This is a genomic window from Lysinibacillus canaveralius (assembly GCF_047301505.1).
Classification (GTDB): domain Bacteria; phylum Bacillota; class Bacilli; order Bacillales_A; family Planococcaceae; genus Lysinibacillus_B.
Genome location: NZ_CP154840.1, coordinates 152,501 through 167,015 on the forward strand (window position 1 = coordinate 152,501; position 14,515 = coordinate 167,015).

The following is a 14,515-nucleotide window of genomic DNA, read 5'->3' on the forward strand; positions in this document are numbered from 1 at the left end:
GTCCGCTCAGGGTTAGTCGGGACCTAAGCCGAGGCCGACAGGCGTAGGCGATGGACAACAGGTTGATATTCCTGTACTACCTCCCCACCGTTTGAGAAATGGGGGGACGCAGTAGGGTAGGGTAAGCAGAGCGTTGGTTGTCTCTGTTCAAGCAGTAAGGCGTGTGTGTAGGCAAATCCGCACACTGTAACGTTGAGCTGTGATGACGAGTCCGTATGGACGAAGTTCCTGATCTCACACTGCCAAGAAAAGCCTCTATCGAGGTGGGAGGTACCCGTACCGCAAACCGACACAGGTAGTCGAGGAGAGAATCCTAAGGTGTGCGAGAGAACTCTCGTTAAGGAACTCGGCAAAATGACCCCGTAACTTCGGGAGAAGGGGTGCTCTGGTAGGGTGAAAGCCCGAGAGAGCCGCAGTGAATAGGCCCAGGCGACTGTTTAGCAAAAACACAGGTCTCTGCAAAACCGTAAGGTGACGTATAGGGGCTGACGCCTGCCCGGTGCTGGAAGGTTAAGAGGAGCGGTTAGCGCAAGCGAAGCTGTGAATTGAAGCCCCAGTAAACGGCGGCCGTAACTATAACGGTCCTAAGGTAGCGAAATTCCTTGTCGGGTAAGTTCCGACCCGCACGAAAGGCGTAACGATCTGGGCACTGTCTCAACGAGAGACTCGGTGAAATTATAGTACCTGTGAAGATGCAGGTTACCCGCGACAGGACGGAAAGACCCCGTGGAGCTTTACTGTAGTTTGATATTGAATTTTGGTACAACTTGTACAGGATAGGTAGGAGCCAGAGAGCCCGGAGCGCCAGCTTCGGAGGAGGCGTCGGTGGGATACTACCCTGGTTGTATTGAAATTCTAACCCATGCCCCTCATCGGGGCAGGAGACAGTGTCAGACGGACAGTTTGACTGGGGCGGTCGCCTCCTAAAAGGTAACGGAGGCGCCCAAAGGTTCCCTCAGAATGGTTGGAAATCATTCGTAGAGTGTAAAGGCACAAGGGAGCTTGACTGCGAGACCTACAAGTCGAGCAGGGTCGAAAGACGGGCTTAGTGATCCGGTGGTTCCGCATGGAAGGGCCATCGCTCAACGGATAAAAGCTACCCCGGGGATAACAGGCTTATCTCCCCCAAGAGTCCACATCGACGGGGAGGTTTGGCACCTCGATGTCGGCTCATCGCATCCTGGGGCTGTAGTCGGTCCCAAGGGTTGGGCTGTTCGCCCATTAAAGCGGTACGCGAGCTGGGTTCAGAACGTCGTGAGACAGTTCGGTCCCTATCCGTCGTGGGCGTAGGAAATTTGAGAGGAGCTGTCCTTAGTACGAGAGGACCGGGATGGACATACCGCTGGTGTACCAGTTGTTCTGCCAAGGGCATCGCTGGGTAGCTATGTATGGACGGGATAAGTGCTGAAAGCATCTAAGCATGAAGCCCCCCTCAAGATGAGATTTCCCATTACGCAAGTAAGTAAGACCCCTGAAAGACGATCAGGTAGATAGGTTCGAGGTGGAAGTATGGCGACATATGGAGCTGACGAATACTAATCGGTCGAGGACTTAACCAAATTTTGTGTGCTGCACAATGAAACGTTTATCCAGTTTTGAAGGAATAAGTTTCTTTCAAAGAAGCACGGAAGTCAGCGGAACTTCTGCTAGAACGCCACATCCTGTGGCAGCGCAGAAGCCATTGCATCCATGCAGTAGTGAAGTGATGATGGCAGAGAGGCCACACCCGTTCCCATACCGAACACGGAAGTTAAGCTCTCTAGCGCCGATGGTAGTTGGGGGCTTCCCCCTGCGAGAGTAGGACGTCGCTTCGCTTATTTTTTTTGGAGGATTAGCTCAGTTGGGAGAGCACCTGCCTTACAAGCAGGGGGTCGGCGGTTCGAGCCCGTCATCCTCCACCATAAATGTTATATATCGGAGGGGTAGCGAAGTGGCTAAACGCGGCGGACTGTAAATCCGCTCCTTCGGGTTCGGCGGTTCGAATCCGTCCCCCTCCACCATTTTGATAGGGGCATAGTTCAACGGTAGAATAGAGGTCTCCAAAACCTTTGGTGTGGGTTCGATTCCTACTGCCCCTGCCATTTTTTATTTCTTGATTTTTACTTACATAATATAGTGGCGATTGTGGCGAAGTGGTTAACGCACCGGATTGTGGTTCCGGCATTCGTGGGTTCGATTCCCATCAGTCGCCCCATTCATTTTAAACAGTAGGTTCTATAGTATATTTTGGGGTATAGCCAAGCGGTAAGGCAACGGATTTTGATTCCGTCATGCCTAGGTTCGAATCCTAGTACCCCAGCCATTTTTTATGAGCCATTAGCTCAGTTGGTAGAGCATCTGACTTTTAATCAGAGGGTCGAAGGTTCGAGTCCTTCATGGCTCATCACTTTGTATATATCGGTTTAGGGAAAATAGCGACGCACAGGATTTACAATCCTGAGGTAGGTGACTACCTTACCAATTCGTTTATTCTGGGACCATTCATATTACAAATTAGCGCCCGTAGCTCAATTGGATAGAGCGTCTGACTACGGATCAGAAGGTTATGGGTTCGACTCCTGTCGGGCGCGCCAATGAATGTACGGGAAGTAGCTCAGCTTGGTAGAGCACTTGGTTTGGGACCAAGGGGTCGCAGGTTCGAATCCTGTCTTCCCGACCATCCAAATTTATATGACTGAAAATATATGGGGCCTTAGCTCAGCTGGGAGAGCGCCTGCCTTGCACGCAGGAGGTCAGCGGTTCGATCCCGCTAGGCTCCACCAACCATATAATTAAAGATCCTGGCGGCGTAGCTCAGCTGGCTAGAGCGTACGGTTCATACCCGTAAGGTCGGGGGTTCGATCCCCTCTGCCGCCATCTTAAAGAGCTTTTGTGACCTCAGACGGCTAAAAACGTCTAGTTACACAGCTCAAAGTCTTCTTATAAGGCTTAGCAGGTAAATATTTAAACGGAGGAATACCCAAGTCCGGCTGAAGGGATCGGTCTTGAAAACCGACAGGCGGGTTAAACCGCGCGGGGGTTCGAATCCCTCTTCCTCCGCCATTTTTTAAGTAGAAATGGTACAATATATACATACTTCAGCAAAATAATATTATCGCGGGGTGGAGCAGTGGTAGCTCGTCGGGCTCATAACCCGAAGGTCGTTGGTTCAAATCCGGCCCCCGCAACCAAATGGTCCCGTGGTGTAGCGGTTAACATGCCTGCCTGTCACGCAGGAGATCGCCGGTTCGATCCCGGTCGGGACCGCCATTTTTGATAAAGGGTCAGTAGCTCAGTTGGTAGAGCATTAGATTGAAGCTCTAAGTGTCGGCGGTTCGATTCCGTCCTGACCCACCATTTCATCTGCGGGTGTAGTTTAATGGTAAAACCTCAGCCTTCCAAGCTGATGTCGTGGGTTCGATTCCCATCACCCGCTCCATTTATATGTAATGGGCCTATAGCTCAGCTGGTTAGAGCGCACGCCTGATAAGCGTGAGGTCGATGGTTCGAGTCCATTTAGGCCCACCATATATAATATTATTCCGAAGTAACTCAGTGGTAGAACAATCGGCTGTTAACCGGTTGGCCTTATGTTACAGAATGTTATCTTCACAGCTATGGCCCGTTGGTCAAGTGGTTAAGACACCGCCCTTTCACGGCGGTAACACGGGTTCGAATCCCGTACGGGTCATCCTAAAGTATGCAGCGATAAGCTGCATACTTTTTTATTATTTCCATGAAATAAAATTGAAGGCTAGTCCTTGTGCTAGTCTAAAAGAAAGCATATTTTTTATTCTCCAAAAGACACATAATATCTCCCAACTAGACGTAACACGCATAATGGCCCTCTCTTTATGTTGGAAATCTTCATCCGTCGAAGGTTATTGTATTTCTTCTGGCCTTTTTATGAAGTGCCACCTGTTTTTTAGTATAACGTAGTGCCTGCTTTGTTTTACCACGGCGCTCATAATGATCAATCAACATTTCGTATACTTCGCTGCGTAAATTGATATCTTCTTGTCCTTCAACAATTTTTACTGCCTTTTCTAAAGCCAGCATCGCAGGACGGGAATCTTTGTTGGTCATATGGAACTTGGCACGTGTTAAAAGAGTTTTAGCATATTCTTTTGGCATAATCTGAAAATCTTCATAAGCTTCGCAGGCTTCAAGCAGCTCAGTCATTTCTTCTAGGTATTCCAAGGCGTAAAGTGTATCTGCACGATTTAACAAGTAATGGAAAAAATGACCGATATTTGATTGGATTTCCTCCCGACAGGTTGTCCAAAGCTCATCACTTATTTTAAGGGAGAGCTGTGATTGACCAAGAAGAATATGACACCTTTGAATATAGAGGAGAGTCGTAATTTTATGCTCTGTCAGCTTTCTTTCCTCTGCAAGCGGCAGCGCATAGGTGAATGCAGTAATTGCCTCTTCATAATACTGACGCGACAATTTTTCAATCCCTAACAGTACGTGATACTCTACGTCCCGATTAGTGTCCGCTTCCTGCTGCCTATGTGCTTGGTAACTTGTAAATATCTCATGGAAATTCTGTATTTCTCCGCGTATGTAGGCAATACATGCAAGCCGGTACAGGCAAGGTCTTATATGTTCTAGCTGTGATTCTTTTTTACATAATTTTAAAAGCCGGCCAAATAAGATCTTGGCTTCTTCATATTCTGCTGTTTGAAAAAGTGTTATGGCATAGTCCATTCGCGTCTGTAAGTATGGCATCGAAATCCTCCTTGAAGGTTTTCATTTAGTATTTCTATGAATGGAAATGGTAATACACGATGAGATAAATTCTAGCTTTCTGTGCTTACTTATTGAGAAATATTACATAAAAATAGAATTCTCCCCGTGGATATTATCTGTACCTCTTACAAAAAGGGCTGTCAAAGCAAATAAGATTTTCCATATACTCTGAAACCCCCAAAAAAATAGCCCTCCTATAGGAGAGCTATTTATCCAAAATCATATCAATTAATTCTTTTCGGTCCACCAAGTACACATCGTTGATATCCGCCAGCTTAATCGCTTGTTTTGTGAAATAGCTGTTGGTTACAACCCATGCTTCTGTAGCATCATACATCTTGACAGCACCGATGATCTCCTGCACAGCTTTCACACCGACCGAGCTAGAATAACGTTTTGCCTGCACAGCAATTACATCATGCCCATCTTTTAAAATGAGATCGGCCCCATAATCCCCGCTTGCCGCAGTATAGGATACTTTAAAGCCGCGACGTTTAAATAATTCACCTAGGAAACGTTCAAACTCCTCGCCTGACATTCGATCGACCTCGGCAATATCAGCTTTTCGAAGGCGTGCAGACTCCCGCCAATACTGCCAGAACTTAAAGGCAATTCCTATAAATACATAGACGCCAATTCCGCCAGCAATCCCTTCAAGGGTTCTAATATAGTACCAGCCAATACCTCCTGCAATCAAAATTAGTAGCAACTGCAAGTATGGAGTGCGTTTTTTTCTCTTTCTTCGACGTTTCCGAAACATACTTTTCTCCTTTAGATATAATACGCAATTATATCATAAAATAAGTACGTATGTTTGCATCAATTGTCGATTATTCGGTTATTCCCTGCAATATATGCCGAAAAGAACAAAGAAATGGCAATTATAATAAAAATAAAGTTCGGTATGAACCAATCACCCGTCATATCCTTGATTAATCCAAAGCCAATCGGACCAATTGCGGCCAGTAGATAACCAATCGACTGAGCGAAGCCAGAGAGTTCCGCAGCTGCATAGGCTGTGTTTGTCCGCAGTGTAAAGAACATCATAGCAAGGCTGAAAGAAGAACCGCCGGCAAAGCCTAGGCAGATCATCCAGATGAACGCATATTCGGTCCATTCCATAAGCACGCCTGTAAAGCCGATTAAGTAAAAGATAGTGAATATGACCACAATAGGTCGTTGGTTGGTCATTTTCCCAGCGATTATTGGTGTCAGGAAAGTCATTGGAATTTGGGCAAACTGTAATACCGAGACAAGCCAGCCTGCTTTGTTTGCATCAATTCCCTGTGCGATATAGATTTCTGGAATCCATGCTGCTGTTGTATAGAAAATAAAGGACTGCAGCCCCATTGCCAGCATGACGGCAATCGCAATAGGAGAACGGATGAGAGAAGACCATCCCTTACTATTTGAAGCGCCTTCTCCTAATGTTACCTTTTCTCCGCGCAGCTGAGGAATCCAAAAGAAGAGAGCAGCTACTGTAACCACAAGAGCTAACGCTAAAGCAATCTGCCAGCTAGATCCTGATGCAACGGGATAGCTGATTCCTGCACCAATACCGGCTGACAGGTTCATTGAAACGGTGTAAATCCCGGTTAGCAAGCCAATATGAAGCGGATAGCGCATTTTAAAGAAGCTCGGGATTAGTACGTTGCCAAATGAAATGGCTACACCGATTAGGACAGTGCCAATGAGCAGCAAGGCAGTCGTGCCGAATGAACGCAGCAGAATCCCCGCGCTCAATAATACGACAGAGTAAAAGAGCGTCCACTCCATACCAAATTTTCTTGCAATGCGGGGTGCAAAAGGTGACACAACAGCAAATGCAAGAAGGGGGATGGTCGTGAGAAATCCTGCCAAAACATTCGAAATCCCCAAACTTTCGCGAATAAAAGAAATAACCGGCCCTACTAGTGTGAGCGGTGTACGTAATGTCATCGCTAATAGGATAATAGATACAGTAAATAAAATTACTTTATTATTTAGTTGTATTTTTTTGCTTTTTTGATGAGGTGTATCTTCCATAATGACAACTCCTTATTTATTGTTATAAAAAGTTTGAAATGTATGAAAAAACTGAATAAGTGAAAACCATTGATAACAAAAAAATGCTATGATAGACTTTTTTTAAGTATTTAAATTTAATAGATTATACCTCATGTGAAAGTGGGGTAGAGGTCGCGACCATTATGACTAGTATAGCGGAGATTGGGAGAATCTGCGAGGCTTTATGAAAGGAATGGTTGCCGAAGTATAGCACTGCTCTTCAAGTGCCATGCTGGGGCTGTACTCGAATAGGGACAGAACTGCCGCTGCGGCGGGTGAGCTATCGTTTCAAGTTGATGAGGTATTTTGGGTGCCGTCATAACTTTTATGGCGGCTTTTTTATTTAAATGATCTGAGGAAGGATCATTCGTGAAATTGCTCAAGCCTCGATACCGAAATACCATCAACAAAAAAGTTGAGGAGTTTGAAGTATGAGTGAAATAAAAATAGACCAGCTCGGCAATAAACCGGAGCTGAAAAGAGGGCTGAAAAGCCGTCATATAACGATGATTTCGTTGGGAGGTACAATCGGGACAGGGCTGTTCCTGGCTTCAGGTTCAGCTATTTCATCAGCTGGGCCAGGCGGTGCACTGATGGCGTATGCGCTGATCGGTATCATGGTGTATTTCTTAATGACAAGTCTTGGGGAAATGGCCGCATTTATGCCGACATCCGGATCATTTAGTACGTATGCAACGCGCTTCGTTGATCCAGCGCTTGGATTTGCATTAGGTTGGAACTACTGGTATAACTGGGCGATTACAATTGCTGCTGAAATTTCAGCTGTTTCTATTATCATGAAGTACTGGTTCCCGGATAGTTCATCAATTCTATGGACTGTATTATTTATCGCTGTTGTACTGACATTTAACTTATTATCAGTTAAAGCGTATGGGGAAAGTGAATATTGGTTTGCGATGATTAAGGTAGCAACAGTTATCATCTTCATCATTGTTTCGTTCCTAATGATTTTTGGTATTCTGGGAGGCAATGACCCAGTCGGATTCTCGAATTTCTTTGTAGAGGATGCGCCGTTTAACGGCGGTCTCATGGCGATGTTCGGTATCTTCCTAGCAGCCGGTTTCTCGTTCCAAGGGACAGAAATGCTTGGTGTGACAGCGGGGGAAACAGACGACCCGGGAAAGAATATTCCAAAGGCGGTACGTTCTGTATTCTGGCGTATTTTACTGTTTTATATCTTTGCTATTGGAGCGATTGGACTTCTAATCCCTTATACAGATGAACGCCTTTTATCTGATGATATTGCGATGAGTCCTTTCACACTCGTATTTGAAAATTTAGGAATAGCAGTCGCGGCTTCCGTTATGAATGCTATTATTTTGACTGCTATGCTTTCTGCCGGTAACTCAGGTCTTTATGCAGCGAGCCGTATGCTGTTCCAGCTTGCAGTAGATGGGAAGGCACCAAAGCTATTTGCCCGTATTAATACGCGTGGTATTCCGGTATATGCACTGCTTGCTACTCTTGCAGTAGGTTCTTTATCGTTCCTTGCTTCATTCTTTGGAGATGGTGTTGTTTATATTTGGCTGCTAAATGCCTCTGGTATGTCTGGGTTTATTGCATGGCTTGGTATTGCTATCAGTCATTATCGCTTCCGTAAAGCTTACGTGGCACAAGGACGTAACTTAAGTGACCTTCCATATGTGGCACCGCTTTATCCGTTTGGGCCGCTGTTTGCATTTACAATCTGTATGATTGTTGTTCTTGGCCAGAACTATACAGCGTTCACAGGTGGTACGATTGATTGGTACGGTATACTCGTATCCTATATTGGTCTGCCATTGTTTGCAGCCTTATGGATTGGTTATAAAATTAAGCATAAAACAAAAGTTGTACCGCTTGATCAGTGCGATTTGGATTACTAACATAAAAAAGACGGTCTGCTTTACGGCAGATCGTCTTTTTCTATGTAAATAATATTTGCCGTTACTATGACTTGACGCAGCTTGGGCAATGCTAATAGCAGCCTCTGCTCTAGGAAGTATGTTATGCAGGCTGTGTCCTTGCTCATTTGGCCTTTATGAACATATTGAAAGGCATTGATTTGAGGCCCTTCCACGCTATGTTCAAGGAAGATACCGATAGCAAACATGAGAATGCGCAGCAGACAGTAATCCGCAGGCAGGCCAAGCAGGGTAATACGGCAGAAAGTGTTCGCACTCAGGAAGAGGCAGATGCTGGAGAAAATATGTTAAGATAGGAGAACAAATGAAAATGTTACCCGAGACTGTATGGCTGCCTAAAAAGAATCGGTGAAATACCAGTTCGGGAGTGAGAAGGTGGAAAAATGGGCGTATCAAATGGGTTTAATCGGAAAATAAATGAATGGATATTATCGAAGGAAGGCCGGGTTGCTTTTCGTCCGTTTCTTGTGAATGGCAATCCGTATAAATCTCGTATTTTTGTGAGTGGGTCTTTTCCTCATCCTGTAATTGAAGTAGATGAAGAAGAGCGTGAAGAATATATTGAATCCTTAGTAGATACGGAGCTATGGGATACTTTCTATGGAGAACAGATGGGGACTCGTGAAAATAAGGGAACTACAGCATTTATCCAATGGCTGAAAGAAGCCTGTGGGGAAACAGCTGTCCATGTAAACCTAACAGCACTGATGGCAGACTCTGCTAAAAAGCTAAAGGAATATAGCAAAGAATCCCCGGAAGATTATGAAAAGGGGTTCCGCATATTTCAGGAGGCGGTGGAAGAGTTTCAACCAGAGTTCCTTATTTTATATGGATCAGATGCAGTGAAACAATTCAGAAAGCGATTTGGAGCTGCCATTTTAGACCGCTATCCTCAATTGGAAAAGGTACAGGATTTAGAGGAGTATGGGGTTTTTGCCGATTGGAGCCTTTCTAATGGAAGAAAGGTGCAGGTCATTGCTTGCCGGAATTTAAGTTATTACGGTAAGATGGGGGAAGCATTTGGTACATTCAAGGAACGAGTTAAAGAAGCCTTAGTGTAGACTAAGTCAACGTTCAAAAGGCGAACATTCATATTTATTCCAAAGCATTCTTCTGCTGAATTCCGAATAATCAAAATCATTTTATTATTGTCAATACCATTGCATTTCAAAAACAAGCTGATTATAATTGTGACATTCTTAAATTTTAGTTAAATATCCTTACTCATATAATAGCGGGAATAAGGCCCGCGAGTTTCTACCGACTGACCGTAAATTTGTCGACTATGAGGAGCAGGTTTTACTAGTAGAATGTCAGTGTCAGCACTGCTTTTATTTGTATTTCTTTTGACGTATGCTCGAAAGACTTGTTTCCTCTTATGGGAGCGGGCTTTCGAGCTTTTTGTTTCTCTCGGGGGGCAGGTGAACAAAAGCGGGCAAAGCCAAGTAAGCTGTTATATGCGTGAAGATGAAAATAGAGGAGGAAGTCCCAACTGTGAAGCTTTTAAAAGAGAAAATCGAAAAAGAAGGCAATGTTTTATCGGACACTGTATTAAAGGTGGATTCATTCCTGAACCACCAGATCGATCCGCTTTTAATGAAGGAGATTGGGGATGAATTGGCAAACCGTTATGCCGATGACATCATCACGAAGGTATTAACGATTGAATCGTCAGGTATTGCACCTGCTACATTTTTAGGTCTGACAATCGGCGCACCGGTTGTATTTGCGCGTAAACGTAAATCTCTTACATTGACGGACAACCTGTACTCGTCAAAGGTGCATTCATTTACAAAAAATGAAACGAATGAAATTTCCGTTTCTAAAAACTTCTTATCTCCAGAGGATAATGTCATTATCATTGATGATTTCCTTGCAAACGGTGAAGCGGTAAAAGGTTTGCTTGATATTGCAGAGCAGGCGGGTGCACACGTGGTAGGAGTAGGAATTGTCATTGAAAAAGGATTCCAGGATGGGGGCAAGCATCTGCGTGAACAAGGCGTACGCATTGAATCTTTGGCTCGTATCAAATCATTAGCAAATGGCAAGGTCGAATTTTTCGAAGACGGTGAATTCTAATGAATAACGCAAAAGCAGTGACATTTGGCATTCAACATTTACTGGCAATGTATGCAGGAGCCATTTTAGTGCCCCTCATCATTGGCGGTGCCCTTGGATTTAATACAGAACAAATGACATATCTCGTAGCTATTGACATTTTAATGTGTGGTATTGCTACACTCCTGCAAGTATGGAGCGGCAAATTTGTTGGAATCGGTCTTCCAGTTGTTCTTGGCTGTACATTTACGGCCCTAACACCAATCATAACGATTGGTACATCAGCAGGCATTGGAGCCATCTACGGTGCCATTATCGCTTCAGGGCTTATTATCGTATTAATTTCTGGATTCTTTGGTAAACTGGTACGCTTTTTCCCTCCGGTTGTTACAGGCTGTGTCGTAATAATTATCGGGATTTCTCTATTACCAACAGCGATGACAAATATGGGCGGGGGAGACGCAAGTGCTGCTGAATTCGGCTCATCGACGAATTTACTTTTAGGATTTATTACTTTATTGACAATTGTGGTTATCTATCGTTTTACAACAGGTTTCATGCGTGCAATTGCAATCTTGATGGGGCTGGTTGTTGGTACTGTTCTAGGCATGCTGATGGGTGTTGTAAGCTTCGCTCCAGTAAAGGATGCTTCATGGTTCCATATGGTTCAGCCATTTTACTTCGGTACGCCTGAGTTCCATATTGAGCCAATCATCACAATGACACTTGTAGCAATCGTATCGCTTGTTGAATCTACAGGTGTCTACCATGCGCTGAGTGATATATGTAAAAAACCTCTTCATTCAAAAGATTTAGCGAGAGGTTACCGTGCAGAAGGCCTTGCCTCCATTATTGGCGGTATTTTCAATGCCTTCCCTTATACAACGTATTCCCAAAACGTCGGCCTCGTTCAAATCACGGGTGTAAAGGAACGAAAAGTGATCTTTATCACAGGGGCAATGCTTGTCGTGCTTGGCTTCCTGCCAAAAGCAGCAGCATTAACGCAAATTATCCCAACACCAGTTTTAGGTGCTGCGATGATCGCGATGTTTGGTACGGTTATCACGCAAGGAATGAAAATGCTTGCACCAGAAATCGTGAAGTCGATGGAAAATGCATTGATCGTAGCTTGTGCAGTCGGCCTAGGCGTTGGTGTTTCAGTTGTACCAGAAGTGTTTCAATCCTTGCCAAACAGCTTATCTATCTTATTTTCAAATGGGATTGTGACAGGTTCGGTCACTGCAATTGTACTGAATATTATTTTTAATATGATTGGCAGCTCGCATGTAGAAACAAAAATGCATGCAGTTGGGCAAACAGAAGCTGTAAAAGAATAAGCTTAGAAAGCTCCTCAACTCGAGGAGCTTTTTTATTTGAGGTTGTTACTCAATACCTAGTAGTACAAAGGAATAACGCTAACCATCCATTTTGGGGAAATCAAAAAAGTATCATATGCTTATTTTGTTCATATAATAAAACAATGATAACCTATTTCTTGTGGTAGACAGAAGGTAGATTCATCCAGACTTGAAATTCATTTAATTGAAAGGAAATTGAAGTTTTCAGAAAAATTTATATTGTTTTTCGGTAAATTTGTGTGAATTCTCTTCAGGATATTTGATATAATAATAAGGAATACATTTGAAAAGGAGAGTTGCCTATGGTGACCGGTCAGTTAGAGCAGGCTTTCAAATTAGCTGAAAAGCACATGCTCGAAGTTCAGACGATTTTAGATTTGAAACGCATTATTGCGAAAGAAGTTAATTCATCACCGAGAACGGAGGAAAAGATTCTTCAGTCGATGATTCAGCTTCTTGAGAACAATAAAACGATCTTACAGGAGGCACAATAGTTGGAAAAAACAATTGAAATGTACGACGATCAAGACACATTTGATTAAAGGCGCTGCTCAAGCATTGGTAATACGAGCAGCGCCTTGATGTGTTTTTAGGGGACGTGTTCATACAATAAAGTCCTTGACAAAAAATTTATACATAAAATAAATGATTTAAAATGAGAAAGATGGAGCCTTCTATTCTTAATGAATACTGGTTAAATCGCTATGGACAAGAAAAAGTCCTTGTAGAGATTGGAAAATTAGCTTACCGCGGGATTTCCTTTCATTTTCCATTGAAATTTTCTAAATGACCAAGGAGGGAATAACGCCAGTACCTATACTAGAAGTTAGCTTTTCGCTCCAGAACAAGATAGGGAGCATATGTACATTTGCAAAACAGCTTATCAATCAGATATAAAAGGGGCTGCTTTTTATGCATTTGGATATAGAGTGGGGAAGTAAGGAATGAATGATCTATTTATAAATAAAGCAGATGTAGAGATAGTATGGCTCTACATCTGCTTTTGTAAAATCCTATTCTATTTCAGTGTTCGCCATAGCGCATGGCCCTGAGCAATTAACTGTACCGCTATATACCGCAATCCAGTGATCAACCGCATCCCTTTTGCTTGTTAGGTATAATGTTCCACTCCAACCCCCTACGTTATAAGATATTGATGAAGGTACAGATTGGCTTTTTAAATACGTTTTTGTCTGTGTCACTGTTTTGGAATAAGCCGCTGTCTCTACTAATCCTGATGACTCACTCGCTGCTCCTGCTGGAAGAGGTGCATTGAAGAATCCTCCAAAAAGTAAACCTGCTGATAAAACTCCAACTACCATTTTTTTCATGAAAACTCCTCCTTTAAAATGATGGGGTAGTGTAAGATAGATGCGTTCGTTTCTTTATCATAGCTCTCTAAAGTTAGTATAACTCTAGCACTCTAAATATAAACAAGCTCCTTCTTGATACCTGTTTGATAGTTTATAAGAGTTAGACTTTTTTCTTCTCTTTATAAAAAGATGAAAGATACCACTACTATAAAGCTCGGAAGCATCTACTTATACTATATTCATTCGGTTATAAAAATATGACAATATATAGTAAAGAATATATTAAATGTAATATAGAGAGAGTGTTGCTTCAATTATTATTTCAAAAGTAGATGAGTAAAATTGATAAGATAACTTTTATAAAAAAATCCTAACTAATTTGACAAAAATAGAAGCTAATGATATATTTATCTCGAATTAGAGATAAATAGTTTCGAGATAAATAGAAGGGGTGCCTTGGTGATGGAATTTGACAAGCTAATAGAAAAGAGACGTTCAGCTAATAATTTTATAAAGGATATAGTGATGACAGAACAGGATTTGAAGCCTATCTTTAATGATGTAAAGTTTGCTCCGTCAGCCTTCAATTTGCAGCATACAGAGTATCTCACAGTGCTAAATCCCGATGTGAAAGAGCAGCTGCGTGAAGCAGCTTATGGGCAATATAAGGTTCATTCAGCCTCTGCGGTAATTATTGTGACGTCTGACCGGTATGCTTATAAAAAGACAGCAAAGCTGAATGAAGGTATGAAAAGTCTTGGCATCATCAACGACTGTCAGCTGGAACAATTGGTTGAGGATAATACGGCATTCTATGAGCAACGTGGTGAGGAGTTTATGAAGGAAGAGGCCATCCGCAATGCATCACTATCCTCCATGCTATTTATGCTAGCTGCGAAGAACCGAGGCTGGGATACATGTCCGATGATTGGTTTCGACCAGCAGAAGGTGCGTGAGATTCTCCATGTCCCGCTAACTCATGAAATCGTCATGATGATCACAATTGGAAAGGAAAAAGAGGAAAGTCGCAATCTGCGCGGCTATCGGAAGCCGGTAAACGAGTTTGTAACATTTATATAGA

Annotated in this window: 11 protein-coding genes, 17 tRNA genes, 2 rRNA genes and 2 riboswitches (1 of these 32 only partly in view); of the genes, 25 read left to right on the plus strand and 5 right to left on the minus strand. The window is 43.2% G+C overall.

All coding sequences use genetic code 11. The annotated features are described in order from the left end of the window. The 19 genes from AA0Y26_RS00745 to AA0Y26_RS00835 all read left to right on the plus strand — a co-directional run. A 23S ribosomal RNA gene (locus tag AA0Y26_RS00745) occupies positions 1-1,559 on the plus strand; it begins 1,370 nt to the left of the window's first position. Between the two features lie 139 nt (positions 1,560-1,698). Beyond that, positions 1,699-1,814: ribosomal RNA gene (rrf, locus tag AA0Y26_RS00750) — 5S ribosomal RNA — on the plus strand. A gap of 11 nt (positions 1,815-1,825) precedes the next feature. Beyond that, positions 1,826-1,901 (plus strand) — tRNA-Val (locus tag AA0Y26_RS00755). A 15-nt stretch (positions 1,902-1,916) separates the two neighbouring features. Beyond that, positions 1,917-2,000 (plus strand) — tRNA-Tyr (locus AA0Y26_RS00760). Positions 2,001-2,007: 7 nt separating this feature from the next. After that, positions 2,008-2,081, plus strand: a tRNA-Trp gene (locus AA0Y26_RS00765). Between the two features lie 37 nt (positions 2,082-2,118). Continuing rightward, positions 2,119-2,194 (plus strand) — tRNA-His (locus AA0Y26_RS00770). Between the two features lie 33 nt (positions 2,195-2,227). Further along, positions 2,228-2,302 (plus strand) — tRNA-Gln (locus AA0Y26_RS00775). An 8-nt stretch (positions 2,303-2,310) separates the two neighbouring features. Beyond that, positions 2,311-2,383, plus strand: a tRNA-Lys gene (locus tag AA0Y26_RS00780). Between the two features lie 113 nt (positions 2,384-2,496). After that, a tRNA-Arg gene (locus tag AA0Y26_RS00785) sits at positions 2,497-2,573 on the plus strand. 9 nt (positions 2,574-2,582) lie between these two features. Further along, positions 2,583-2,659, plus strand: a tRNA-Pro gene (locus AA0Y26_RS00790). Between the two features lie 27 nt (positions 2,660-2,686). Then, positions 2,687-2,762, plus strand: a tRNA-Ala gene (locus tag AA0Y26_RS00795). A 20-nt stretch (positions 2,763-2,782) separates the two neighbouring features. Continuing rightward, a tRNA-Met gene (locus AA0Y26_RS00800) sits at positions 2,783-2,856 on the plus strand. A gap of 93 nt (positions 2,857-2,949) precedes the next feature. Next, a tRNA-Ser gene (locus AA0Y26_RS00805) sits at positions 2,950-3,042 on the plus strand. A 53-nt stretch (positions 3,043-3,095) separates the two neighbouring features. Continuing rightward, positions 3,096-3,170 (plus strand) — tRNA-Met (locus AA0Y26_RS00810). A gap of 3 nt (positions 3,171-3,173) precedes the next feature. Next, positions 3,174-3,249 (plus strand) — tRNA-Asp (locus tag AA0Y26_RS00815). Positions 3,250-3,260: 11 nt separating this feature from the next. Further along, a tRNA-Phe gene (locus AA0Y26_RS00820) sits at positions 3,261-3,336 on the plus strand. An 8-nt stretch (positions 3,337-3,344) separates the two neighbouring features. Beyond that, positions 3,345-3,418: transfer RNA gene (locus AA0Y26_RS00825), tRNA-Gly, on the plus strand. A 12-nt stretch (positions 3,419-3,430) separates the two neighbouring features. Beyond that, positions 3,431-3,507 (plus strand) — tRNA-Ile (locus AA0Y26_RS00830). A gap of 91 nt (positions 3,508-3,598) precedes the next feature. Continuing rightward, positions 3,599-3,670: transfer RNA gene (locus AA0Y26_RS00835), tRNA-Glu, on the plus strand. A gap of 176 nt (positions 3,671-3,846) precedes the next feature. Here the strand turns inward: AA0Y26_RS00835 and AA0Y26_RS00840 are convergent. From AA0Y26_RS00840 to AA0Y26_RS00850, 3 genes are all read right to left on the minus strand, one after another. Further along, positions 3,847-4,713 carry a hypothetical protein gene (locus AA0Y26_RS00840; protein ID WP_413364410.1) on the minus strand — a complete coding sequence of 289 codons (867 nt, stop codon included), beginning with the start codon at positions 4,711-4,713 and terminating at the stop codon, positions 3,847-3,849. Between the two features lie 226 nt (positions 4,714-4,939). Further along, the gene (locus tag AA0Y26_RS00845) at positions 4,940-5,494 is read right to left on the minus strand and encodes a restriction endonuclease (protein ID WP_413364411.1); all 555 of its coding nucleotides are present in this window, start codon (positions 5,492-5,494) and stop codon (positions 4,940-4,942) included. Positions 5,495-5,553: 59 nt separating this feature from the next. After that, positions 5,554-6,759 carry a CynX/NimT family MFS transporter gene (locus tag AA0Y26_RS00850; RefSeq protein WP_413364412.1) on the minus strand — a complete coding sequence of 402 codons (1,206 nt, stop codon included), beginning with the start codon at positions 6,757-6,759 and terminating at the stop codon, positions 5,554-5,556. Between the two features lie 139 nt (positions 6,760-6,898). Continuing rightward, a riboswitch (Lysine riboswitch) is annotated at positions 6,899-7,071 on the plus strand. 140 nt (positions 7,072-7,211) lie between these two features. On the opposite strand from AA0Y26_RS00850, the gene AA0Y26_RS00855 reads away from it, so the two are divergent. Next, the gene (locus AA0Y26_RS00855) at positions 7,212-8,666 is read left to right on the plus strand and encodes an amino acid permease (protein WP_413364413.1); all 1,455 of its coding nucleotides are present in this window, start codon (positions 7,212-7,214) and stop codon (positions 8,664-8,666) included. Positions 8,667-8,686: 20 nt separating this feature from the next. On the opposite strand, the gene AA0Y26_RS00860 is transcribed toward AA0Y26_RS00855, so the two are convergent. Next, positions 8,687-8,893 (minus strand): hypothetical protein, encoded by a 207-nt coding sequence (locus tag AA0Y26_RS00860; protein WP_413364414.1) that lies wholly within the window; start codon positions 8,891-8,893, stop codon positions 8,687-8,689. A 195-nt stretch (positions 8,894-9,088) separates the two neighbouring features. Between AA0Y26_RS00860 and AA0Y26_RS00865 the strand changes: the two genes are divergently transcribed. From AA0Y26_RS00865 to AA0Y26_RS00880, 4 genes are all read left to right on the plus strand, one after another. Continuing rightward, positions 9,089-9,766: a hypothetical protein gene (locus AA0Y26_RS00865; RefSeq protein ID WP_413364415.1), complete on the plus strand. Its 678-nt coding sequence runs from the start codon at positions 9,089-9,091 to the stop codon at positions 9,764-9,766. Positions 9,767-9,909: 143 nt separating this feature from the next. Next, positions 9,910-10,011, plus strand: a riboswitch (purine riboswitch). Positions 10,012-10,199: 188 nt separating this feature from the next. Further along, the gene (locus AA0Y26_RS00870) at positions 10,200-10,784 is read left to right on the plus strand and encodes a xanthine phosphoribosyltransferase (protein WP_413364416.1); all 585 of its coding nucleotides are present in this window, start codon (positions 10,200-10,202) and stop codon (positions 10,782-10,784) included. Next, entirely contained in the window at positions 10,784-12,100 is a 1,317-nt protein-coding gene (locus tag AA0Y26_RS00875) for a nucleobase:cation symporter-2 family protein (RefSeq protein ID WP_413364417.1), read from the plus strand. Before AA0Y26_RS00870 ends, AA0Y26_RS00875 begins: the two co-directional genes overlap by 1 nt. A 323-nt stretch (positions 12,101-12,423) precedes the next feature. Beyond that, on the plus strand, positions 12,424-12,615 hold the full coding sequence (locus AA0Y26_RS00880) for an ABC transporter permease (protein ID WP_413364418.1): 192 nt from the start codon (positions 12,424-12,426) through the stop codon (positions 12,613-12,615). 519 nt (positions 12,616-13,134) lie between these two features. On the opposite strand, the gene AA0Y26_RS00885 is transcribed toward AA0Y26_RS00880, so the two are convergent. After that, a complete protein-coding gene (locus AA0Y26_RS00885; protein WP_413364419.1) occupies positions 13,135-13,452 on the minus strand; it encodes a hypothetical protein in 318 nt (105 codons plus the stop codon). A gap of 444 nt (positions 13,453-13,896) precedes the next feature. On the opposite strand from AA0Y26_RS00885, the gene AA0Y26_RS00890 reads away from it, so the two are divergent. Next, positions 13,897-14,514: a nitroreductase family protein gene (locus tag AA0Y26_RS00890; protein ID WP_413364420.1), complete on the plus strand. Its 618-nt coding sequence runs from the start codon at positions 13,897-13,899 to the stop codon at positions 14,512-14,514. The last annotated feature ends 1 nt before the right edge of the window (position 14,515 follow it).